This is a genomic window from Promicromonospora sp. NPDC052451 (genome assembly GCF_044547525.1).
Classification (GTDB): domain Bacteria; phylum Actinomycetota; class Actinomycetes; order Actinomycetales; family Cellulomonadaceae; genus Promicromonospora.
Genome location: NZ_JBIUAP010000017.1, coordinates 50111 through 71308, shown reverse-complemented (window position 1 = coordinate 71308; position 21198 = coordinate 50111). Strand labels below are relative to the sequence as shown.

Genomic DNA, 21198 nt, shown 5'->3' with positions numbered 1-21198 from the left:
GGCCACCGGTCTGTCACGGGTCACGCCTTGCTCACGGGTCACGTCGGACGAACCGCACGGCGGCCCCACCGACGAGCACGACGATCCACGCGAGCGCGACCAGGCCGCCGGTCAGCTCCGTGAGCACCGTGTCGGTGGGCTGGTAGAGCTGCGCGGCCGCACGGTCCGGCAGCCAGCGGGCGTGCCGGGTGAGCCCGCCGAGCAGGGGCGACATGATCAGCACGAGCCCGAGCACCGCCACGAGCGCAGGAACGAGGTGACGGACCAGCAGCGCCGTGCCATGGGCGAGCAGACCGATCAGCACCAGGTAGGCGCCGGCGCCGGCGAGCGACACGGATTCCCCACCCGCACCGGCCGACGCCGCCCCGATCGCGACGGCAGGCTCGCCGACCAACCGGGCCGTGACCAGGGCGGCGATCGTCATCGCACCCACGGCCACGGCTGCGGTGAATGCCAGCACCGCGAGCGCCGCCACCGTCTTTGCCGTCAGGAGCACACCCCGGTGCGGGACGGCCGCGAGCGTGGTCCCGAGCTGCCGGCCCGTGTACTCCTGGGCGACCGGCAGCACCCCGAGGAGGAGCAGGCCTGCCTGGACGTACGGGAGACCCGCCGACACGGTGGCGACGGGCGGGGTCGCCGGCCCCGCACCCTGTGCGGACACCGCGGTGAGGGCGACGGCGAGCACGACCCCGGCCGCCACCGTGCCGGCCACCGTGAGGATGACCACGGGCAGGCTCCGGAGCTTGTCGAGCTCTGCCGCGGTGACACGGGCGAGGCGCACCGCGATCACGCGTCCCGCCGCGAGAGCACGACGCCCGCCACGGCCAGCAGCCCGAACGCCCAGACGGACATCACGAGCGCACCGGGACCGGCGTCGAGACCGCCCTCGACCGTGGACAGGCCGCCGAGGAGCCGGCGCCCGGCCAGGTCCGGCAGCCAGTGGGCGAGCGGAGTGACGGTGGTCAGCAGCAGCGAGACCGACACGAGGGAGCTGTTCGCCACGAGGACCACCAGTGGAACCAGCCCGCTGCGAGCCAGCACCGTGACGGCGAGCGCGATGAGGCCCGTCAATATCCAGTACAGGGCCGCACCGAGCATGCGGGCCAGGGCGACGCCGAGCGGGAGCGCATCACCCGCGCCCCCGATCACGAGCGCGGCGACCCCGGCGCTCACCGGCACCGTCACCACCGCCGTCGCCGCGACGAGCAGGGCGACCGCCAGTGCCTTCGCGGTGAGCACGTGGCCACGGCGGGGCACGGCGGCGAGCGAGGCGGTGATCTGCCGACCGGTGCCGGCGTCGGAGCTGTTCGCCGCGTACTCGCTGCTCATCGCGATCACGCCGACGACCACGGCACCCACCGTGCCCAGCGGGACGGCCGCGTACCCGACCTCGAACGCGGAGGTGAACGCCGTGGGCCCTGCCGAACCGGCCTCCAGGCCTGCGCGGGTGGAGACGGCGTTGAGCAGCGTGATGCCCACGGAGCCGAGCACGGTGCCCGCTACCGCGATCTGGCCGGCCGGCAACGTCGACAGCTTCCGCAGCTCCGCGGCGAACGCGCCCGAAAGGCTCATCGGTCCACCTCCTGCGTGCTGCCCGTGAGCGCGAAGAACGCGTCCTCCAGGCTCGGGTGGCCCGCAGTGACCTCGGCCAGGGTCCCGGTGGCCACGACGCGCCCGGCGGCGATCACCACCAGGTCGTCCGCGACGCCGGCCACCTCGCCCATCAGGTGGCTCGAGAGCAGCACGGTGCCCCCGCCGTCGGCATGGCGGCGCAGCAGGCCACGGATCCAGCGGATGCCCTCCGGGTCGAGCCCGTTGACCGGCTCGTCCAGCACGAGTGCCTCCGGCGAGCCGAGCAGCGCCGCAGCCAGACCGAGACGCTGCCCCATGCCGAGCGAGTACCGGCCGACCCGGACCCGGCCCGACCCGGCGAGCCCGACCTGCTCCAGCACCTCGTCGACCCGTCGCTGCGGGATGCCGTTGCTCCGCGCGACCCACGACAGGTGGTCCCGCGCTCTGCGGGAGCGGTGCGCACCCGAGCCGTCGAGCATCGACCCGACCGTACGCAACGGGTCGCGGAGGTCGCGGTAGGGGCGCCCGCCGACCAGGGCCCGGCCGCCGTCGGGCCGGTCGAGGCCGAGCAGGACGCGCAGCGTCGACGACTTGCCGGCGCCGTTGGGGCCGAGGAACGCTGTGACCCGCCCGGGCCGGGCCCGCAGGCTGACCCGGTCGAGGACGGTGCGCGATCCGTGCCGCTTGACGACTTCTTCGATGAGGAGCATGCCCCCATCCCAGCTCTCGCGCACTGCCGCGTCATCGGACCCAGGGCAGGACTTCGCGCGGCCGATCGGACCATGGTCTGTCGGACCTGGGTCCGATGTGCCGCACCCCGGGGAAACCTAGACTCGGCCGGGTGGAAACGACTGCTCGACCCGTGCTGCGCTCGCGGGTGTGGCTCACCGCGGCCCTCGCCCTCGCGGTGCTCGGCGTCGTGCTCGCGACCACCGGCGTCGAGCGGCCCGTCGCCGTCGCGGTCACCGCGCTCGTCGGCGCCGTGATCACGTTCTTCGTGCTCGTCTGGGCACTGTCCACGTCGGGCCGGCAGCGCCGGGCCTACGAGGAGGACCTCACGGCATGGGCGGCCGAACGTGCCGCGCAGGCCGAGCGGCTGCGCATCGCCCGCGACCTGCACGACCTCGCCTCTCACGGGCTGGGGCTGATCACGGTGCGTGCTGCCGCCGCGCGCACGCTGGAGGGCCCCGCGGGCGACGTGGAACGTGTGCGAGCCCTGGCGGACATCGAACGGACCGGACGGGCGGCGACCACCGAGCTGCGCCGCATGCTCACGGTGCTCCGGGCTCCCGGCGGTGAGGCGCCGCCCCTGCGGCCCGCGGAACGCCTGGCGGACCTGCCACAGATCGTCGAGGACGCACGGGCCGGCGGCGTCCGGGCCGTCCTGACCGCCGCAGACCTGGCCGACGTGTCGGCCGGCGTCCAGCTCACCGTGTGCGCGATCGTCCGGGAGAGCCTCGCCAACACGGCCCGGCATGCGGGGCCGACCGTCGCCCGCGTCACGGTCGGTCGCGAATCCGGCACGCTGGTGGTCGTCGCGGAGGACGACGGTCCGGTGGCCGGCTGGCAGCCGCACCGAGGAGCGGGCCAGGGTCTGCCTGGCCTGCGCGAGAGGGCGGCGGCCCTGGGTGGCAGTGTCGAGGCAGGCCAGGTCGGCCCGGGCTTCCGTGTCACGGCCCGCCTGCCCGAGGGCACGGACGACGTACCGGCCGCGCGCCCGGAGCGACCATGAGCGACCGGACCAGGGTGCTCGTGGTGGACGACCAGCCCCTCATCCGGCACAGCCTGCGGCTCGTCATCGACGGGGCGCCCGACCTCACGGTCGTGGGCGAGGCCGACACGGGTGCCACCGCTGTGGCACAGGCGGCCCGGCTGCGGCCCGACGTCGTGCTCATGGACATCCGGATGCCCGACGGTGACGGCATCGACGCGACCCGCGGCATCGTCGCCGACCCGGCCCTGGCGGGGACACGTGTGCTGGTGCTCAGCATGTTCGAGCTCGACGAGCACGTGCACGCCGCCCTGCGGGCGGGAGCCAGCGGGTTTCTCCTCAAGGACGCGGAACCCGAGCGGCTGGTGGACGCCGTCCGGCGTACGCGCGCGGGCGAGTCACTCTTCGCGCCGAGCATCCTGCAGCGCCTGGTGGCCCACTACCTGGACCGGTCCGGACCGGCGCGGCCGGCGCGCGGTCCGGACGTGCTGACCGAGCGCGAGACCGAGGTGCTGACGCAGGTCGGCCGCGGCCTGTCCAACGACGAGATCGGCACGGCGCTCACGATCTCGAGGGGCACGGTCAAGTCGCACATCGGCAGTCTGCTGGCCAAGCTGCACGCCCGTGACCGCGCGCAGCTCGTCATCGCGGCGTACGAGCACGGCCTGGTCGGGTCCGCGGGTGACGCGCTCAGCGCACCCGGGTCGTGAGCCACACCCGGGTGGTGCCCGCGATGAGTGCGGCGGCGCCGATCATGTGCAGCCCGACCAGCAGCTCCGGCAGGTCGGTGAAGTACTGGACGTATCCGATGGCGCCCTGCGCCAGCGTGATCACCAGCAGGAGCACGGCCGCACGCCGCACGGTGGCGGGCCCGCGGCGCACCGCCGCGAGGAACCCCACCAGCACGATCGTGAACGCCCACACCGCAGCGGCGTGCCACCTGGTCAGGAGCGCCGGGTCGATGGCGAACCGGTAGCCCACCTCGGAGTCACCGCTGTGCGGGCCGGCCCCGGTGGTCAGCACGCCGAGCACCACGACGACGGCGGTCAGCCCTGCCAGCGCCCAGGCCAGGTTGCGCACGCGCGGGGAGACCACGAGCCGCGGGGCGCCGTCGCCCTCGCCGTGCCGGTGCAACAGGTAGAGGGAGAACGCGACCAGCGCGCCCGAGACGCCGAAGTGCAGGGACACCCAGCCGGGGTGCAGGTGGAGGAGCACCACGATGCCGCCGATCAGGGCCTGCATCATCACCAGCACGATCGGCGCCAGGCCGAGCATCCGGTACGACGCGGACCGCTTCAGGTCGGTGCACACCAACACCGCGAGCAGCACCGCGATGACCCCCAGCACACCGGTCAGCGTGCGGTTGCCGAACTCGATGTACGGGTGCAGCGTCGTCGCCTCGTGGAACTGCGGCGTGAAGCTGCCCGGCTCGCACTGCGGCCAGGTGGAGCAGCCCAGGCCCGAGTCGGTCAGGCGCACGGCGCCACCGGTGCCGATGATGCCGATCTGGCCGATCAGGTTCGCGATCAGGACGGCGCGGGTCCAGTGGCGAATGCGGTCCACGCGCGCGGGGAGCGCGTGGAGCCAGGAGGTGGGGGCTGCGGGTGCGGTCACGGGTCCACGCTAGTGCCCGTGGGCGCCGTCGCCTTCCGTGCCGGTGCCGCACCGGGTGTGATTCTTTGCCGACGAGCTGTCAGGACGCGTCGGACGCTCAGGTCACCTGGGTGACCTGAGCGTCCGACAGGGGTCCTGGGGTCAGAGACCGCTGACGTTCAGCAGCAGGTTCGGCGAGCCCGTGCCCGGGTCGGTCACGACGTCCTGCAGCGCGGAGCCCGTCAGCGCGTCGCCGACCTCGGCCGGCGTCGCGGCCGGGTTGCCGCCGAGGACGAGCGCCGCGGCGCCCGCGACGTGCGGCGTGGCCATCGAGGTACCGCTGATGGTGTTGGTGGCGGTGTCCCCGGTGTACCAGGCCGACGTGATGTCGCTGCCCGGCGCGAAGATGTCCACGCAGCTGCCGATGTTCGAGTACTCGGCACGAGCGTCCGTGTCCTCGGTGGCACCGACCGTGAGGGCCTCCGGGGTGGAGCCCGGCGAGCCGTCGCACGCGTCGGCCGCGTAGTCGTTGCCCGCCGCCAGGGCGAACGTGACACCGTCGGCGACGGCGGCGGACACGGCGTCGTTCACGGCCTGCGAGAAGCCGCCGCCGAGCGACATGTTGGCCACGGCCGGCTCGCCGGCCTCGTGGTCGGCGGTCACCCAGTCGATGCCGGCGATGACGCCGTCGTAGGTGCCCGAACCGCTGCAGTCCAGCACGCGCACCGCGACGAGCGAGACCTCCTTGGCCACGCCGTGCGCCGCCCCGCCGACCGTGCCCGCGACGTGCGTGCCGTGGCCCGCGCAGTCGGTGGCGTCGTCGTCGTTGTCCACGGTGTCGGTACCGCTGACCGCACGGCCGCCGAAGTCCTCGTGGGTGGTGAGGATGCCCGTGTCGACGATGTAGGCGGTCACGCCGCTGCCGGAGTTCCCGTACGTGTACGAGTCGTCCAGCGGCAGGCTCTCCTGGTCGATCCGGTCCAGGCCCCAGGAGGGCACCGGCGACTGCGTGTCGGTGGCCGTCATGACGCGGTTCTGCTCGACGTACGCGACCGACGGGTCGGCCTCGAGCCGCTCGGCCTGGGCCGCCGACATCGACGCGGAGAAGCCGCGCACCGCGTTCGTGTACGAGTGGCGCACCTGGCCGCCGTACTCCTGCACCAGGCTGCTGGCGGTGCTGCGGACCTGGCTCTTGCTGACATCGCTGTCCTTGAGGACCACGATGTACGAGTCGTCGACCAGCGCGCCTGCGACGGGTGCCGGCGCCTCGTCCGGCGTCGCCGAGGCCACGGCCGCTGCGGCCGGGGCCGCCGCGAGGGCGAGGGCGATACCGGCACCGACGATCAGCCGACGGCGGTTGCTGTGAGTGGAAGTCACGCTGCCTCCCTGGGGAATGTAGGTGAAGTGAACCCTAAATGGGCGAATTTCACCCGCCAACCCCACGAAAAGGTCATACCTCCCGCGTATGAGGTGAGGTACGCGTTTCCCCCGACGAGCCTCGGGCGCGGTTGCCCCGCGGGGCCCGGACGCCGCTCAGTGCCAGCGGAACAACCGGGCCGCCCCGGCTCCCAGCGCCGCCGTCCAGGCCAGCAGCACCACCACCGAGAACGGGGGTACGGCGCCGTGCAGCAGCGCGCCGCGCATCGCCTCGCCCAGCGCGCCGGACGGCAGCAGCACCGCCGCGTGCGCGAGCGGTCCTGCGAGCTGCTGCGCGGGCAGCAGCACCCCGCCGCCCACCGTGAGCAGCACGAGCACGAGGTTGGCCACGGCGAGCACACCCTCCGCGCGCAAGGTCCCCGCCAGCAGCAGGGCCAGGGCCGTGAACGCGGCGGTGCCCAGCAGCCCCGCGCCGAGCACGGCGGGCAGTGCCCCCAGCTCGGGCTGCCACCCGAGGGCCAGGGCGACGCCGGCGATGACGACCACCTGCACCACCTCGACGGCGAGCACGCCGAGCACCTTGCCGGACAGCAGCCCGGTGCGGCCGAGCGGCGTCGTGGCCATGAGCCGCAGCACGCCGTTGCGCCGGTCGAACGCGGTGGCGATGGCCTGGGACGTGAACGCCGTGGACATCACGGCCAGCGCGAGCACGCCGGGCGTCACGAAGTCGACGCGCGAGAGCCCGTGCGTGTCCAGGTCGATGAACGACGTGCGCACGAGGGCCACCAGGACCAGCACCGGCAGCACGATCGTCACCAGGAGCTGCTCGCCGTTGCGCAGGATCGCCCGGGTCTCGAAGGACGCCTGGGCCGCGATCCGGCGCACCACGGGAGCGGCGACGGCGCGTGCTGCGGGTATGGCAGCGGGCGTGGCGGGCGCGGTGTCGGTGCTCATCGCAGGTTCCTCCCGGTGAGGTCGAGGAACACGTCCTCGAGCGTCCGGCTGCCCGTGGTGACCGACCGGGCGAGCACGCCCTGTCCGGCGAGCCACCCGGTCACGGCGGCGAGCGCCGCCGGGTCGACGGGCCCGGTCACGGTGTACACCCCGGGCTCGCCCTCGCCGACCACCCACTCGCCCGGGCGGAGGGTGGTGCGGAGCGGGGCGAGGTCCAGGCCGGGCGTGGCCTCCACGCGGATCGAGGCCGGGCCGGCGCCGCCGTCCGTCAGCTCGCGGACCGTGCCCGACGCGATCACCCGGCCGTGGTCGACGACGTGCACGTGGTCGGCCAGGTCGGCGGCCTCGTCCATCAGGTGGGTGGTGAGCACGATGGCGACGCCGTCGGCCCGCAGCTCGCGCACGAGGTCCCAGACGGCGCGTCGGCTCTGCGGGTCCATGCCGGCGCTGGGCTCGTCGAGGAACACGACCTCGGGCCGGCCGATCACCGCGGCGGCGAGCGCCACACGCTGCCGCTGCCCGCCGGACAGGCGGCGCACCGTGGTGCGGGCGAAGGCGTGCAGGCCGAGGCGGTCGGCGAGCTCGCCGACGGCGCGCGGTGCGGCGTACATGGCGGAGACGTGGCGCAGCAGCTCCAGCGCGCGCACCCCGGTGGGCAGGCCGCCGTCCTGCAGCATGACGCCGACGCGCGGCCGCAGGGCACGGGCGTCGGCGACGGGGTCGAGGCCGAGCACGCGCACGGTGCCGGCGTCGGGGGAGCGCAGGCCCTCGCAGCACTCGATCGTGGTGGTCTTGCCCGCGCCGTTGGGGCCCAGCACGGCGGTGACGGCGCCCGGTCGTGCGACGAGGTCGAGGCCGTCCACGACGGCGCGGCCGTCGTAGCGCTTGACGAGGCCGCGCACCTGGACGGCGGGGCTGGTGGTGGCGTCCGCGGTGGCCGCCTGGGCGGGGTCGATCGCGGGCGCGTCGGGCAAGGGCACCGCACAATCGTAGGCGGCGGCCGGAGGCGTCGTCGTCGCGGTGGGTGCGTCGGGTGTGTGCCGTCCGTGTGAGATGTGTCGCGATCGGCGGTTACTGAGGCTCGCCTTCCTTGCGCATCTCGAATTAGGGAACAAGGATGTTCTCAAAAGCACAGGCGCTCGCGAGGGCGTACGTACGCGGGGTGAGGTCTGCCCCGGGACCGACGGGGAGGTGACCAGCATGAGCGCACCGACGCAGGTGGCGGCCGGCCACGTGGCGAGCCACGAGACCGACGGCACCACCCGCCGGCGGGTGCTCGAGCTCGTGGCGTCTCGCGGCCCGGTCACGGCCGGCGCGCTCGCCGCGGTCCTGGAGCTGACGGCCCCGGCCGTGCGCCGGCACCTCACCCTCCTGGAGGAGGACGGCAAGATCACGGTCCACGAGGCCTTGCCGTCGGGTGCGCCGCGCCGCGGTCGCCCGGCCCGCCGGTACGTCGTCACGAGCGGCGGCCAGTCCGAGCTCGCGGGCGGCTACCAGGAGATCGCCCGGCAGGTCCTGCGGTTCCTGCGGGACACGGGCGGCAGCGATGCCGTGGCCGGCTTCGCCCGGCAGCGGTTCGACGCCGTCGCCCGCAGCTACGCCCCGCACCTCACGGCCGACACCGCCGAGGGGCGGGCGGCCCAGCTCGTCCAGCTCCTGTCGGCGGACGGTTACGCCGCCTCCGTGCGTCCGGTCCCGGCGCCGCTGACCGGCCCCACGGCCGGTGTCGTGGCCCCGGCCGTCCAGCTCTGCCAGGGGCACTGCCCGGTCCAGCACGTGGCCGAGGAGTTCCCGGAGCTGTGCGAGCAGGAGGCCCGCGCGTTCAGCGAGCTGCTCGGCTCGCACGTGCAACGGCTCGCGACCATCGCGGGCGGCGCGCACGCCTGCACCACGAACATCCCCGTGCACCTGACCACTCCCGCCACGACCCCCACCGAAGGAAAGTGATGAGCGCAGAAACGCAAGCGCCAGAGCAGCGCTCCGACGACGAGATCATCGCCAGCATCGGCGCCTACGAGTACGGCTGGCACGACAGCGACGAAGCCGGCGCGATCGCCCAGCGTGGCCTGAACGAGGACGTGGTCCGCAACATCTCGGCCCTGAAGAAGGAGCCCGAGTGGATGCTGAACCAGCGTCTCAAGGCGCTGCGCCTGTTCGGCAAGAAGCCGATGCCGAGCTGGGGCTCCGACCTGTCGGGCATCGACTTCGACAAGATCAAGTACTTCGTGCGGTCCACGGAGAAGCAGGCCACCTCCTGGGAGGAGCTGCCCGAGGACATCAAGGCCACCTACGACAAGCTCGGCATCCCGGAGGCGGAGAAGCAGCGCCTCGTCGCGGGTGTCGCGGCCCAGTACGAGTCCGAGGTCGTCTACCACCAGATCCGTGAGGACCTGGAGGAGCAGGGCGTCATCTTCGTCGACACCGACACGGGCCTGCGCGACTACCCGGAGCTCTTCCAGGAGTACTTCGGCACGGTCATCCCGGCGGGCGACAACAAGTTCGCCGCGCTGAACTCGGCCGTGTGGTCCGGCGGGTCGTTCGTCTACGTGCCGCCGGGCGTGCACGTGGAGATCCCGCTGCAGGCCTACTTCCGGATCAACACCGAGAACATGGGCCAGTTCGAGCGCACGCTGATCATCGCGGACGAGGGCTCGTACGTGCACTACGTCGAGGGCTGCACCGCCCCGATCTACACGTCCGACTCGCTGCACTCCGCGGTGGTCGAGATCGTCGTCAAGAAGAACGCGCGCGTTCGCTACACGACGATCCAGAACTGGTCGAACAACGTGTACAACCTGGTCACCAAGCGGGCCACCGCTGCCGAGGGCGCCACCATGGAGTGGGTCGACGGCAACATCGGCTCGAAGGTCACCATGAAGTACCCGGCGATCTACCTGCTGGGCGAGCACGCCCGCGGCGAGACGCTGTCCATCGCCTTCGCGGGCGAGGGCCAGCACCAGGACGCCGGCGCCAAGATGGTCCACGCGGCGCCGAACACGTCCTCGTCGATCGTCAGCAAGTCCGTGGCGCGCGGCGGCGGCCGCACGTCGTACCGCGGTCTGGTGCAGGTGCTCGAGGGCGCCTCCCACTCCGCGTCCAACGTCCTCTGCGACGCGCTGCTGGTGGACCAGATCTCCCGCAGCGACACCTACCCGTACGTGGACGTCCGCGAGGACGACGTGTCCATGGGGCACGAGGCCACGGTCTCGCGGGTGAGCGAGGACCAGCTGTTCTACCTCATGTCCCGGGGTATGGAGGAGACCGAGGCCATGGCCATGATCGTGCGCGGGTTCGTCGAGCCCATCGCGCGCGAGCTGCCCATGGAGTACGCGCTCGAGCTCAACCGCCTCATCGAGCTGCAGATGGAAGGGTCCGTCGGCTGACATGACTCTCACGACCGATCACTCGCGCGCTGTTGCCGACGGCGCCCACTCCCACGGCGCCGTCAAGCCCCAGGGCTCGCGAGCAGAGCGCCTCACGTCGTTCTCCCTGGAGGACATCCCTGTCCCGCACGGCCGCGAGGAGGAGTGGCGCTTCTCCCCGGCGGACCGCCTCCAGCCGCTGTTCCAGGCGGACCTGGGCACCTCGGGTGTCACCGTCGAGGTGGCCCCGGCCCCCGAGGTGACGGTGGAGACCGTCGCCCGTGACGACGCCCGCCTGGGCACCGCCGGCAAGCCCGGCGACCGCACCGCCGTCACGGCGTGGAACGCGTTCGAGCAGGCCACGATCGTGACGATCCCGAAGGAGGCCGTGGCCTCCGAGGTGACGTCCGTGCGCCTGGAGGGCGTCTCGTCCGACGCGACCGCGGCCCACGTGCTGGTCCGCGCCGAGCAGCACTCGGAGGCCGTGGTGGTCATCGACCACAACGGCGTCGGCTCGCTCGCCGAGACCGTCGAGATCGTGGTCGAGGACGGCGCGCACCTGACCGTCGTCAGCGTCCAGGACTGGGCCGACGGCGCCGTGCACGCCTCCTCGCACCGGGCCCGCCTGGGCCGCGACGCGAAGCTCAAGCACGTCGTGGTGACGTTCGGCGGCGACGTCGTGCGCATCACGCCGGACGCCGAGTTCACCGCCACGGGCGGTGAGGTCGAGATGGTGGGCCTCTACTTCGCGGACACCGACCAGCACCAGGAGCACCGCCTCTTCGTGGACCACGCGGTGCCGGACTGCAAGTCCCGCGTGACCTACAAGGGCGCCCTGCAGGGCTCCGGCGCGCACACCGTGTGGGTGGGCGACGTGCTGATCCGCGCGAACGCCGAGAACACCGACACCTACGAGCTCAACCGCAACCTGGTCCTCACGGACGGCGCGCGTGCGGACTCGGTGCCGAACCTCGAGATCGAGACCGGCGAGATCGCCGGCGCGGGCCACGCCAGCGCCACCGGCCGGTTCGACGACGAGCAGCTCTTCTACCTCCAGGCCCGGGGCATCCCCGAGATCGAGGCCCGTCGCCTGGTCGTGCGCGGCTTCTTCGCCGAGCTCATCCACGAGATCGGCGTCCCGTCCGTCGAGGAGCGCCTGCTGGCCTCCATCGAGGCCGAGCTGGAGAAGTCGATGAGCGTGATCACCGGGGCACCGGCCGCATGACCGCGCAGCTGGCGTGCATGACCGACGACCTGGGACCGGAGGAGGCGATGCTCGTGGAGCTCGACGGCGCCGACGGCGCCCCGGTCCCGGTCGCGGTCGCCCGTGACGCGGACGGCGTCTTCCACGCCGTCTCGGACATCTGCTCCCACGGCGCCGTCTCGCTGTCCGACGGCGAGGTGGAGGGCTGTCTGGTGGAGTGCTGGCTGCACGGGTCGCAGTTCGACCTGCGGACCGGCATGCCCGTCCAGCTCCCCGCGATGCGCCCCGTGCCGGTCTACCCGGTGACCATCGACGGCGACAAGGTGCTCGTCGACATCGACGTCACCGTGCCCGTCTCCTGACCCCTGACTTTCCCGCAACCCTGGAGTAAACCGATATGCCCACCCTCGAGATCCGCGACCTGCACGTCAGCGTCGAGACCAAGGAAGGCCCCAAGCCGATCCTGCGCGGTGTCGACCTGACCATCGCCAGCGGTGAGACCCACGCGATCATGGGCCCCAACGGCTCCGGCAAGTCCACGCTCGCCTCGGCCCTGGCCGGCCACCCCAAGTACACGGTCACCTCGGGCACCGTCACGCTCGACGGCGAGGACCTGCTGGCCATGACCGTCGACGAGCGCGCCCGCGCCGGCCTCTTCCTCGCCATGCAGTACCCGGTCGAGGTCTCCGGCGTCTCCGTCGCGAACTTCCTGCGGACCGCCAAGACCGCCATCGACGGCACCGCCCCCGCCCTGCGCACCTGGGGCAAGGAGGTCAAGGGCGCGATGGAGAACCTGCGCATGGACCCGGCCTTCGCCGAGCGCTCCGTGAACGAGGGCTTCTCCGGTGGTGAGAAGAAGCGCCACGAGATCCTGCAGATGGAGCTCTTCAAGCCGCGCTTCGCCATCCTCGACGAGACCGACTCCGGCCTCGACGTCGACGCGCTGCGCATCGTGTCCGAGGGCGTGAACCGCGCCAAGGAGAACACCGAGGTCGGTGTCCTGCTCATCACGCACTACACGCGCATCCTGCGCTACATCAAGCCTGACTTCGTGCACGTCTTCGTGGACGGCAAGATCGCCGAGGAGGGCGGCCCCGAGCTGGCCGACCGCCTCGAGGAAGAGGGCTACGACAAGTACGTCGGCGCGGGCGCCACGGCTTCGGCCTGACCCGCCACCGCCCGATCTTCCAGGTTCTGCGAGGGGACAACATGACCACCACCACCGTGCGTCCGGGTGACGCACCCGCCGGGCTCTCCACGGCCGAGCTGGCCGCCGTCCGCGCGGACTTCCCGCTGCTCGAGCGCACGGTGCGGGGTGGCCGGCCCCTCGTGTACCTGGACTCCGCCGCCACCTCCCAGAAACCCCAGGTGGTGCTGGACACCGAGGTGGACTTCTACGAGCAGCGCAACGCCGCGGTCCACCGCGGCGCGCACTTCCTCGCCGAGGAGGCCACCGAGGCGTTCGAGCAGGCGCGCGCGGCCGTGGCCGCGTTCGTCGGCGCGGACGAGGGCGAGATCGTCTGGCAGCCCGGCGCGACGGCCGCGATCAACGTCGTGGCCTACGCGTTCTCCAACGCGACCCTCGGGCGCGGGGGAGAGGCGGCCGCGCGGTTCCGGCTCGCGCCGGGCGACGAGATCGTGGTCACCGAGGCGGAGCACCACGCCAACCTCGTGCCGTGGCAGGAGCTGTGCGCCCGCACGGGCGCCGTGCTGCGCTGGATCCCGGTGGCCGACGACGGCCGGCTCGACCTGTCGACCCTCGACGAGGTCGTCACCGAGCGCACCAAGGTGCTGGCCTTCGCGCACGTGTCCAACGTGACCGGCGCGATCGCCCCGGTCGGCACCCTCGTGGCGGCCGCCCGGCGGGTGGGTGCACTCACGGTGCTCGACGCCTGCCAGTCGGTGCCCAACCTGCCGGTGAACTTCCACGAGCTCGGCGTCGACTTCGCCGCGTTCAGCGGCCACAAGATGCTCGGCCCCACCGGCGTCGGCGCCCTGTACGGGCGGCGCGAGCTGCTGGAGGCCATGCCGCCCACCGTGACCGGCGGGTCCATGGTCGAGGTCGTGACCATGGAGTCCACCACGTACGCGCCGCCCCCGCAGCGCTTCGAGGCCGGCACCCAGATGGTGGCCCAGGCCGTCGGCATGGGCTGCGCGGCGCAGTACCTCGGCGAGCTCGGCATGGCCGGCGTGCTGCGGCACGAGCAGGAGCTCGCCGCCGAGATGCTGAAGATCGCCGACATCCCGGGCGTGCGGGTGATCGGCCCGCTCGACACCGCCGACCGCCTCGCCGTCGTCTCGTTCGTGGTCGACGGCGTGCACGCGCACGACGTCGGGCAGGTGCTCGACGACAAGGGCATCGCCGTCCGGGTGGGCCACCACTGCGCGCAGCCGCTGCACCGCCGGTTCGGCGTGGCCGCCACGGCGCGCGCCTCGGCGTCGGTCTACACGACGGTCGAAGAAGTTGTCGCCTTCCGGGAAGCCCTGGCGGGGGTCCGGGCGTTCTTCGGAGCAGAGTGATCTCTTCGAGGAGATCTGGTTCGGTGAGATCGAGAGAGGCAGCGTCGTGAGCACGCTCGAGCAGATGTACCAGCAGGTGATCCTGGACCACGCGAAGCACCCGGTGGGCCGCGGGCTCGTCGACGTCGCCTCCGTGGCGGGACACCTCGCGGGGGAGTCGCACCAGGTGAACCCCACGTGCGGTGACGAGGTGACCCTCCGGGTCGACGTCACGCCGGAGGGCTCCGTGGCAGGCGTCTCCTGGGAGGGGCAGGGATGCTCCATCTCGCAGGCGTCCGTGTCCGTCATGACCTCGCTCGTCGAGGGCGCGGACCTCGCCGAGGTGGCGCGGCTGGACGGCCTGTTCCACGACCTGATGTCGTCCCGCGGCAAGGGCCTGGACGACGACGACGCCGAGGACGCCCTCGGCGACGCGACCGCCTTCACGGGCGTGTCCCAGTACCCCGCCCGGATCAAGTGCGCGCTGCTCGGCTGGGCGGCGCTCAAGGACTCGCTGGCGCGCAGCGGCGCGCTGGCCACGAGCTGAGGAGAGATGCGATGACCGAGGCGAGCACCGACGTCGGGCAGGGAGCGGCGGCTGCCGCGTCGCCGACCACCGTGGTGGACGTCGAAGAGGCCATGCGCGACGTGATCGACCCCGAGCTGGGCATCAACGTCGTGGACCTGGGCCTGATCTACGGCATCCAGGTGGACCAGAACAACCACGCGACCATCGACATGACGCTGACGTCCGCGGCGTGCCCGCTGACCGACGTGATCGAGGACCAGAGCGCCCAGGCGCTCGAGGGCATCGTGGACGGGTTCCGGGTCAACTGGGTCTGGATGCCGCCGTGGGGTCCGGAGAAGATCACGGACGACGGCAAGGAGCAGCTGCGGATGCTGGGGTTCAACGTCTGAGGATCGACGAGGTCAGGCGGCAGGTCCCTGAACGCGGGGAATGCCGCCTGACCTGGTGATCGTAGAGGTGGAGCCCGCCGGCGTCTGCGGGCGGGTCGCACGGCCGAGCGCCGGGCCGACACGGTGCGGGTCAGCTCTGTGCGACTCGAGTCAGGGTCAGCTCGCGGATCGCCATCTCCTCGGGTCCTGAGGCAGTGTCTCTCCCGGGTTCACCGACTGGAGCTCACTCGGCCGGGTCGGGAGAGATGCTGCCGTTGACCCGTCTCGGCGGCCCGTGTGATCGCCTCGAGTACCCGGTGGCGATCGAGTGCCACCGCGAAATCCGGCGCATCGGCGGTTCCGTCGCGGAGGTCGGCGGCGAACTGGGCGTAGAGGCGGGCGACCCCCGCCGCGGGTGCGTCGAGGTGCAGGTCGGGGCCCGCATGATCGGGGGGTACCTGGAGCACTTGGACAGGCTCGCTGCCGCGGCGCAGCGTGATCGTGAAATCGGTGAAGTGGATGTAGCCCGACACCGACTCCACACGCAGACTGCCCTCGGTGCCCTGGATCTCCCATACCGTCGCCGTGCCGGCAGGGTGCCCGGCACTGTAGTGCAGCGAAGTGACGATCCCGCCGTCGAGAACGCCGGCGACGACGATCTCGTCCGGCGAGTCCTTCGGCAGCGACGCGCCATCGGAGAGGCGGACGCCGTCACCGCGCTGATTGGCGACGACGGCCGACAGACTCTCGAACGTGCCGAGCACGCGCGCAAGCGGTTCGAGCCCGTGGCCGAGCATGATGCTCAGAAGCGTGGCGCCATGCTCTGCGTGAGCCATGTACTCGACCGGCGGGTCATATCGGCCGACCCACATGTCGTCGGCCACATGCGCTCGGATGCTCGTGCTGAGCGGCTTGCCGATCACGCCTTGCGCGATGAGGTCGCGAAGGAAGAGGACCGGCGGGTGCAGGCCACCCTGCAACCCGACAACCGTCCGCAGCCGCCGCTCGCGGGCAAACCCCTCCAGTGCTTCTGCCTCCGACAGGTTTCTTGCGAGCGGCCATTCGCAATAGACCATCTTGCCCGCGGCCAGCGCGTCGGAAACGATCTGCTTGTGCTCCGGCACCTTGACCGCAACCACCACCAGGTCGACCTCCGGTCGCGCGACCAGAGCCTCATGTGTGTCGAAGGCGAGATCGGCGCCCAGCCGACGAGCGGTCGCGTTCGCGCTCTCCATACGAGTCGTACTGACGGCGCGGATCTGGAACGCGTCGAGCGCCTGCAGCGCCGGGACGTGAGCGATTCCGCCCCAACCCCGATCGGCACTAGCTCCGATCAGGCCGACGCCGATCCGGGAACTTGCTGAATTCGTCACTAGGATTCTCCTGCCTCGCGCAGCCCTGGCAACGCCCTCCGGGCCGCGTCACGATGATTCGTTTCCGGACACATGCGTGGGCGCTCTGGCTCACCATGGCGAGCGAGCAGCTGTTGCCGTTCGCCATGGTGAGCCCGAGTGGATCAAGCGCAGGTCTTACCCGTGAGCCCAGTGGGCCTCGAGCTCGCGCGCGACATCGGCCGGACGCTCGATCATCGGCCAGTGCGAGCTGCGCAGCTTGAAGACGGCACGTGCGCGTGTGGCATTACCGAGCTCGTCGGCGAACCGGTGAGGAAGGAACGGGTCGTCCAGGCCCCAGATCACGAGCGATGGTGCGGTCACGCTGCTCAAACCTGGCTTCCACTCCGCCCCGACCTCGATCGCCGAACGGTAGAGGGCGAGAATGCTTGCCCTCATCGTGGCGTCGAGATGCCGGACCGATTCGTCTGCCGCGTCGCGCGGCATCTGCGCCTCGTTGAGGCTTGTTGCGAACGCCTCGAGATCGAGGTCCGCCATCCATTGCTCGCCCTCGCCGGGCGTCTGCCAGATCTTGGCAAGATAGTGCCACGGGTACTCCGGATCGATCGGCCCGCTGATGCCTGTCCATGTCCGCACCAGATCGGGGCGGAGAGATGCGAGGCGGCCCGTCAGCAGAGATCCCCAGTCATGACCGACCAGGTCGACGGGTTCGCCGATTTCTTCGATCTTCGTGATGAGCCAGTCGAGATACTCCTCCTTCGTCGACGTGAATCCCGCTGGTAGGGGTGTGCCAAACCCGGGGAGATCGATCGTCACAACATCTTCGCGTCGAAGATAGGGACGGACGGTGTCCCAGATCCGGTGGGTATCAGGTACACCATGGATGAGGACTGCAGGCATTTCGGACTCTCCCAGTGATTGTTGTCGTGGTGGAACGGCCGGTCGGCCGAGTCAGGGAAGAAGGATGACTTTGCCGTGGGTGTGGCCCGTGGCGACGAGGCGATGGGCGTCCGCGGCCTCGTCGAGCGGGAAGCTCCGGCCGATGCGTGCGGTCCATGTGCCGGCGGCGATCAGATCCAGGGCTTCCTGGACGGGGCCGTGGTCGCGATTCCCGCTGCCGCCCGGGCTGAACTCGACGCCGTATCGTGCGGCATCGCGGTCGGCGAGCGTCACGATCCGGCCTGGGCCGCCCAGGAGATCGACGAGGGCGGGAAGAAGTCCCTTGCCGGCGGTGTCGAGCGCGGCATCGACGCCGTCGGGAGCGGCTTCGCGGATGCGGTCGACCAGGCCGGGGCCGTGGGCGACGGGGATCGCACCGAGACTCCTGACGAAGTCTGCGTTGGCGGTCCCGGCGACGCCGATCACCGTCACACCGCGCTGTCGCGCGAACTGCACGGCGGCGCCGCCCAGAGCACCGCTCGCGCCGGTGACCACGAGCGTCTCACCCGGGCGAAGGTTCAGGAGCGCGAGCCCCCTCGCCGCGTTGTCGGCGCCGATGACGGTAGCCGCTGCCTCCTCGAACGAAACGCCGTCGGGGATCGTCGCGAAGTTGCTGCTGACCGTGTACTCGGCGTAGGAGCCCTGGGCGGCCGAGTCCGGCCACCCGGCGACGCGGCCGCCGACCAGGCCCTCGTCGACGCCCGGTCCGACCGCCTCGACGACGCCGGCGAACTCGAATCCGATGATGGCGGGAGCCCGGAGGCCGAACGCTCCGGCGCGTGCCTGGATCTCCGCCGGGTTCACCCCGGCGGCGTGAACCCGCGCCAGTACCTGACCCCGACCCGGTACCGGTCGTGGAGCGTCCGCAACCTGCAACACGGAGGGTTCGCCGAACGCGGTGATGACGGCGGCTTTCATGATGATTCTTCGTCTCCTCACATCGAGCCGGCAGCACTTCCGCTGCGGCGTGCTCGCTCACGGGGGCCCGGTAGCGAGGTCGTCCGAAGGTCCAGCACATCACTTCAGGACCGATCGGTACAGATGTAACGTAGACGAGCGGAGATCTCTTGGCAAGGCCCCGACCGTGCAGACAGGCGTCACGGCTCAGGGCGTCAGGCCGGGGTGTTCGCGCCGTGCTCGGCCCGTGCGAGATCGATGGTCGTGCTCACCGTCGACGGTGGCCAGACGCCCGATCCTTCGCGTTATCTGGACTGCCTGGTCCGTAAGGGGGCATAATGGTTGCCATGCCCGTATCGCAGACCAAGCTGGGGCGGCCCCGCGAGTTCGACCCCGACCACGCCCTCGAACAAGCCATGAGAGTGTTCTGGGCCAAGGGATACGAAGGGGCGAGCCTGTCGGACCTGACCGAGGCGATGGGCATCACTCGCAGCAGCATGTATGCGGCGTTCGGGAACAAGGACGAGCTGTTCCGCCGAGTGGTCGAGCGGTACACGGAAGGCCCGGCCTCGTACGGAATCCGTGCGCTGTCCGAGCCGACCGCACGCGAAGTCGCCGAGTCCATTCTTCGCGGCGCAGCCGCTGCCAGCACGAGTCGCGAGGCGCCCCACGGATGCCTCGGCGTCCAGGCTGCGCTGTCCGCCGGCGACAACGGGCTCACCGCCCAGAAGGTGCTCGTCGACTGGCGCCAAGATGGCGCTGCGCGCCTCGAGTCCCGGTTCCTGCGTGCGCGGGCCGAGGGCGATCTGCCGGAGACCGAGGATCCGCGCACGCTGGCGACCTACATCACGACGGTCGCGTACGGCATCGCCGTTCAGGCGGCGACGGGCAGGAGCGGGGCGGAGCTGCGCCGGGTCGCTGATGTGGCGATGAACGCGGTGTCCTGGTCCCACGACTGAGACGGCGGACCCTGCGATGGGGTGCGGGTCGCCCGCCCGCACCCTCCTGAGGTGCGGGTGGGACGTCCCACCCGCTCGCGCCGGAGAGCGAACTGCCTGGTCAGGGCCGGTTCGCCGGCTGGGTGTGGGTCACGCCGCCGGGTAGTAGGCGTCGAACGCCTGCGACTCGAGCTGCCAGCCGAAGGACCGGCTGATCTTGCCGTCGGTGATCTCGTAGACGTAGAGCCGTGGCACCACCAGCTCGGGCCTGCCGATCCGTGCGTGCTTCTCGTGGACGACAAGGGCGACGACGGCGTCGCCCGCGACCAGGATGGTCGGCGGTGCCGCGAACGTGATGTTCCCGCCGCTGAGCTCCTGGAGTCGTCGCATCACCCGCAGCGACTCCTCCGGGCTGTTGGTCTCTCCGGAGAGCTCCGAGCGGCCCGCCGTGTAGGACGGCTTGCTCTCGGTGTAGAAGCTCGCCATGCGGGCCAGGCCCTCGGGGCCGCCATCGCCGTAGGCGGCGTAGTAGTCGGTGAGGAGCTGGTGGTTCTCGGATGCGGTTGCCATGTTCACTCTTCCGTCCAATGGGCAACTCTCATTAGCCGTGTGGCTAATGGAATTAGCTGAGGCGTCGATGATATTCGCCGAGGCGGTGATGGGTCAACGCGGCACCGCCGACGACGGCAGGGACAGCGAGCAGTGCGCCGCAGAACACCATTACGACAGCGAGGAATGCCGAGGCGACGACGGCGTTGCCGCGCGCGCCTCCGCGGAGGAGCCTGGCACCGGCGAGGGTTCCGGTGAGGGTCACCGCCGCGAGCAGCGCGGACGTGGCGCGGACCAGCCCGTCGAGGGTGACGAGACCACCGAGGACCGGGCCGGCCACGACCAGGCAGCAGGCGGCGAGGAACGCCAGGCTGCGGCGTGGCTCACGCCCCGGCATCGTCCTGCCCACGAGCCAGGGCGGCAGCGCGCGGTCCCGTCCGAGCGCCGCGCCCAGCCGGGCGCCGCTGGCCAGGTAGGCGTTGATGGCTCCGAAGGTCAGCAGCAGAGCGGCGGTGGTGGCCAGCGCGGTGCCGGTGGTGCCGAACGCCCGGTGCAGGAGGGTGAGCAGCGGCGCCGGATCACGTCCGGCGGCAGGGCCCAGGACGCCGAGCGTGACGACCGCGAGCCCGAGGTAGAGCACGCTCACGAGGGCAAGTGTGAGCGTCGTCGCGCGCCGCAGGCCGCGACGAGGGTCCGCGAAGTCCGCCGAGAGATGGGTGGCCGCCTCCCAGCCGGCGAACGCGAAGAACAGGGTGGTGGCCGCGGTGCCGACGCTCGTCCACCCGTGAGGGGCGAACGGGGCGAACGCCTCGGAGCGCACGCTGCCGAGCGAGACCGTGACGGCCACGACCAGGAGGATCACCATGACGGCGGCGCTCAGGACCTGGATCCGCCCCGTCGCGCGGAGCCCGACGGCGTTCAGGACGAACGACGCCACGAGCAGCCCGAGGCCGACACCCGTGGCAAACCCGGGACCTGCACCGACGGCGGCCGCGACGTAGTGCCCGCCGATCAGCGCGGCGGCCGTGACGCCGAGCGGCACTGCCGCCAGGAACCACCAGCCGACCGCCGCGGCGATCCGTCCGTCGAAGGCGATCGCCGCGAAGTGCGCCACGCCTCCGCCGTCGGGATAGGCGCCACCGAGCGCCGCGAACGTCGCCGCGACCGGGATGCCGGCGACGAGCAGCAGTGCCCACGCCAGCAGGGACGCGGGTCCGGCGGCCTCGGCCGCCAGCGCGGGCAGAGCCAGCGCCCCCGGTCCGAGCACCGCGCCGAGCAGCATGACCGCACCTGTCACGACACCGAGCCCGGGGGCGCGGCGTGCGCCGGGGCGAACCTTCTCTCCCATGTACCG

At 71.7% G+C, this 21198-nt stretch carries 23 protein-coding genes; 11 read left to right on the top strand and 12 right to left on the bottom strand.

Annotated elements, in window-relative coordinates; all coding sequences use genetic code 11:
• Nucleotides 1-31: 31 nt before the first annotated feature.
• Genes ACIG47_RS23775 through ACIG47_RS23765 form a run of 3 tightly spaced genes read right to left on the bottom strand, consistent with a single transcriptional unit; the run spans nucleotide 32 to nucleotide 2282 of the window.
• Nucleotides 32-790 carry a hypothetical protein gene (locus tag ACIG47_RS23775; RefSeq protein ID WP_397433531.1) on the bottom strand — a complete coding sequence of 253 codons (759 nt, stop codon included), beginning with the start codon at nucleotides 788-790 and terminating at the stop codon, nucleotides 32-34.
• Nucleotides 787-1572, bottom strand: a complete 786-nt coding sequence (locus ACIG47_RS23770; protein WP_397433530.1) for an ABC transporter permease — start codon at nucleotides 1570-1572, stop codon at nucleotides 787-789. Before ACIG47_RS23770 ends, ACIG47_RS23775 begins: the two co-directional genes overlap by 4 nt.
• A complete protein-coding gene (locus ACIG47_RS23765) occupies nucleotides 1569-2282 on the bottom strand; it encodes an ABC transporter ATP-binding protein (RefSeq protein WP_397433529.1) in 714 nt (237 codons plus the stop codon). Before ACIG47_RS23765 ends, ACIG47_RS23770 begins: the two co-directional genes overlap by 4 nt.
• A gap of 131 nt (nucleotides 2283-2413) precedes the next feature.
• Between ACIG47_RS23765 and ACIG47_RS23760 the strand changes: the two genes are divergently transcribed.
• Together ACIG47_RS23760 and ACIG47_RS23755 are read left to right on the top strand one after the other, a co-directional pair.
• Nucleotides 2414-3304, top strand: coding sequence for a sensor histidine kinase (locus ACIG47_RS23760; RefSeq protein WP_397433528.1), 891 nt, complete (start codon nucleotides 2414-2416; stop codon nucleotides 3302-3304).
• Nucleotides 3301-3993 (top strand): response regulator, encoded by a 693-nt coding sequence (locus tag ACIG47_RS23755; protein ID WP_397433527.1) that lies wholly within the window; start codon nucleotides 3301-3303, stop codon nucleotides 3991-3993. The genes ACIG47_RS23760 and ACIG47_RS23755 overlap by 4 nt, the downstream gene beginning before the upstream one ends.
• Here ACIG47_RS23755 and ACIG47_RS23750 read toward each other — a convergent pair.
• From ACIG47_RS23750 to ACIG47_RS23735, 4 genes are all read right to left on the bottom strand, one after another.
• The gene (locus ACIG47_RS23750; protein WP_397433526.1) at nucleotides 3974-4897 is read right to left on the bottom strand and encodes a heme A synthase; all 924 of its coding nucleotides are present in this window, start codon (nucleotides 4895-4897) and stop codon (nucleotides 3974-3976) included. The two genes, ACIG47_RS23755 and ACIG47_RS23750, sit on opposite strands and share 20 nt — an antisense overlap.
• 141 nt (nucleotides 4898-5038) lie before the next feature.
• Complete coding sequence (locus ACIG47_RS23745) at nucleotides 5039-6253, bottom strand: S8 family peptidase (protein WP_397433525.1); 1215 nt, start codon at nucleotides 6251-6253, stop codon at nucleotides 5039-5041.
• A gap of 156 nt (nucleotides 6254-6409) precedes the next feature.
• Complete coding sequence (locus ACIG47_RS23740; protein WP_397433523.1) at nucleotides 6410-7207, bottom strand: ABC transporter permease; 798 nt, start codon at nucleotides 7205-7207, stop codon at nucleotides 6410-6412.
• Nucleotides 7204-8187, bottom strand: a complete 984-nt coding sequence (locus ACIG47_RS23735; RefSeq protein WP_397433522.1) for an ABC transporter ATP-binding protein — start codon at nucleotides 8185-8187, stop codon at nucleotides 7204-7206. Before ACIG47_RS23735 ends, ACIG47_RS23740 begins: the two co-directional genes overlap by 4 nt.
• Nucleotides 8188-8407: 220 nt before the next feature.
• On the opposite strand from ACIG47_RS23735, the gene ACIG47_RS23730 reads away from it, so the two are divergent.
• From ACIG47_RS23730 to ACIG47_RS23695, 8 genes are read left to right on the top strand one after another with little or no spacing between them, the layout of a single operon-like run.
• On the top strand, nucleotides 8408-9154 hold the full coding sequence (locus ACIG47_RS23730; RefSeq protein WP_397415280.1) for a helix-turn-helix transcriptional regulator: 747 nt from the start codon (nucleotides 8408-8410) through the stop codon (nucleotides 9152-9154).
• The gene (sufB, locus tag ACIG47_RS23725) at nucleotides 9154-10590 is read left to right on the top strand and encodes a Fe-S cluster assembly protein SufB (protein ID WP_397415282.1); all 1437 of its coding nucleotides are present in this window, start codon (nucleotides 9154-9156) and stop codon (nucleotides 10588-10590) included. The genes ACIG47_RS23730 and sufB overlap by 1 nt, the downstream gene beginning before the upstream one ends.
• Before the next feature lies 1 nt (nucleotide 10591).
• Complete coding sequence (gene sufD, locus ACIG47_RS23720; protein WP_397415285.1) at nucleotides 10592-11794, top strand: Fe-S cluster assembly protein SufD; 1203 nt, start codon at nucleotides 10592-10594, stop codon at nucleotides 11792-11794.
• Nucleotides 11791-12135, top strand: a complete 345-nt coding sequence (locus ACIG47_RS23715; protein WP_397415287.1) for a non-heme iron oxygenase ferredoxin subunit — start codon at nucleotides 11791-11793, stop codon at nucleotides 12133-12135. The genes sufD and ACIG47_RS23715 overlap by 4 nt, the downstream gene beginning before the upstream one ends.
• A 35-nt stretch (nucleotides 12136-12170) precedes the next feature.
• Entirely contained in the window at nucleotides 12171-12941 is a 771-nt protein-coding gene (gene sufC, locus ACIG47_RS23710) for a Fe-S cluster assembly ATPase SufC (RefSeq protein ID WP_397415289.1), read from the top strand.
• A 41-nt stretch (nucleotides 12942-12982) separates the two neighbouring features.
• Entirely contained in the window at nucleotides 12983-14293 is a 1311-nt protein-coding gene (locus ACIG47_RS23705) for a cysteine desulfurase (RefSeq protein WP_397415291.1), read from the top strand.
• Between the two features lie 46 nt (nucleotides 14294-14339).
• Complete coding sequence (gene sufU, locus ACIG47_RS23700; RefSeq protein WP_397433520.1) at nucleotides 14340-14819, top strand: Fe-S cluster assembly sulfur transfer protein SufU; 480 nt, start codon at nucleotides 14340-14342, stop codon at nucleotides 14817-14819.
• Between the two features lie 11 nt (nucleotides 14820-14830).
• A complete protein-coding gene (locus ACIG47_RS23695; protein WP_397415293.1) occupies nucleotides 14831-15190 on the top strand; it encodes a metal-sulfur cluster assembly factor in 360 nt (119 codons plus the stop codon).
• A gap of 209 nt (nucleotides 15191-15399) precedes the next feature.
• Here ACIG47_RS23695 and ACIG47_RS23690 read toward each other — a convergent pair whose 3' ends face one another.
• The 3 genes from ACIG47_RS23690 to ACIG47_RS23680 all read right to left on the bottom strand — a co-directional run bounded on the left by ACIG47_RS23690 (nucleotide 15400) and on the right by ACIG47_RS23680 (nucleotide 18378).
• Complete coding sequence (locus tag ACIG47_RS23690) at nucleotides 15400-16542, bottom strand: Gfo/Idh/MocA family protein (RefSeq protein ID WP_397433519.1); 1143 nt, start codon at nucleotides 16540-16542, stop codon at nucleotides 15400-15402.
• Nucleotides 16543-16698: 156 nt separating this feature from the next.
• A complete protein-coding gene (locus tag ACIG47_RS23685; RefSeq protein WP_397433518.1) occupies nucleotides 16699-17421 on the bottom strand; it encodes an alpha/beta fold hydrolase in 723 nt (240 codons plus the stop codon).
• A gap of 51 nt (nucleotides 17422-17472) precedes the next feature.
• Entirely contained in the window at nucleotides 17473-18378 is a 906-nt protein-coding gene (locus ACIG47_RS23680) for an NADP-dependent oxidoreductase (protein WP_397433517.1), read from the bottom strand.
• A 326-nt stretch (nucleotides 18379-18704) separates the two neighbouring features.
• Here ACIG47_RS23680 and ACIG47_RS23675 point away from each other — a divergent pair, with 326 nt between their 5' ends.
• On the top strand, nucleotides 18705-19316 hold the full coding sequence (locus tag ACIG47_RS23675; protein ID WP_397433516.1) for a TetR/AcrR family transcriptional regulator: 612 nt from the start codon (nucleotides 18705-18707) through the stop codon (nucleotides 19314-19316).
• A gap of 129 nt (nucleotides 19317-19445) precedes the next feature.
• On the opposite strand, the gene ACIG47_RS23670 is transcribed toward ACIG47_RS23675, so the two are convergent.
• Nucleotides 19446-19865 carry a hypothetical protein gene (locus ACIG47_RS23670; RefSeq protein ID WP_397433515.1) on the bottom strand — a complete coding sequence of 140 codons (420 nt, stop codon included), beginning with the start codon at nucleotides 19863-19865 and terminating at the stop codon, nucleotides 19446-19448.
• Between the two features lie 52 nt (nucleotides 19866-19917).
• Nucleotides 19918-21192: an amino acid permease gene (locus ACIG47_RS23665; RefSeq protein WP_397433514.1), complete on the bottom strand. Its 1275-nt coding sequence runs from the start codon at nucleotides 21190-21192 to the stop codon at nucleotides 19918-19920.
• Nucleotides 21193-21198 lie beyond the last annotated feature (6 nt).

Coding starts and splice junctions, on each gene's coding strand:
- ACIG47_RS23770 (WP_397433530.1), bottom strand. CDS start 1,572: ATGAGCCTTTCGGGCGCGTTCGCCGCGGAGCTGCGGAAGCTGTCGACG.
- ACIG47_RS23765 (WP_397433529.1), bottom strand. CDS start 2,282: ATGCTCCTCATCGAAGAAGTCGTCAAGCGGCACGGATCGCGCACCGTC.
- ACIG47_RS23755 (WP_397433527.1), top strand. CDS start 3,301: ATGAGCGACCGGACCAGGGTGCTCGTGGTGGACGACCAGCCCCTCATC.
- ACIG47_RS23740 (WP_397433523.1), bottom strand. CDS start 7,207: ATGAGCACCGACACCGCGCCCGCCACGCCCGCTGCCATACCCGCAGCA.
- ACIG47_RS23730 (WP_397415280.1), top strand. CDS start 8,408: ATGAGCGCACCGACGCAGGTGGCGGCCGGCCACGTGGCGAGCCACGAG.
- sufB (WP_397415282.1), top strand. CDS start 9,154: ATGAGCGCAGAAACGCAAGCGCCAGAGCAGCGCTCCGACGACGAGATC.
- sufD (WP_397415285.1), top strand. CDS start 10,592: ATGACTCTCACGACCGATCACTCGCGCGCTGTTGCCGACGGCGCCCAC.
- ACIG47_RS23715 (WP_397415287.1), top strand. CDS start 11,791: ATGACCGCGCAGCTGGCGTGCATGACCGACGACCTGGGACCGGAGGAG.
- sufC (WP_397415289.1), top strand. CDS start 12,171: ATGCCCACCCTCGAGATCCGCGACCTGCACGTCAGCGTCGAGACCAAG.
- ACIG47_RS23705 (WP_397415291.1), top strand. CDS start 12,983: ATGACCACCACCACCGTGCGTCCGGGTGACGCACCCGCCGGGCTCTCC.
- ACIG47_RS23695 (WP_397415293.1), top strand. CDS start 14,831: ATGACCGAGGCGAGCACCGACGTCGGGCAGGGAGCGGCGGCTGCCGCG.
- ACIG47_RS23685 (WP_397433518.1), bottom strand. CDS start 17,421: ATGCCTGCAGTCCTCATCCATGGTGTACCTGATACCCACCGGATCTGG.
- ACIG47_RS23680 (WP_397433517.1), bottom strand. CDS start 18,378: ATGAAAGCCGCCGTCATCACCGCGTTCGGCGAACCCTCCGTGTTGCAG.
- ACIG47_RS23675 (WP_397433516.1), top strand. CDS start 18,705: ATGCCCGTATCGCAGACCAAGCTGGGGCGGCCCCGCGAGTTCGACCCC.
- ACIG47_RS23670 (WP_397433515.1), bottom strand. CDS start 19,865: ATGGCAACCGCATCCGAGAACCACCAGCTCCTCACCGACTACTACGCC.
- ACIG47_RS23665 (WP_397433514.1), bottom strand. CDS start 21,192: ATGGGAGAGAAGGTTCGCCCCGGCGCACGCCGCGCCCCCGGGCTCGGT.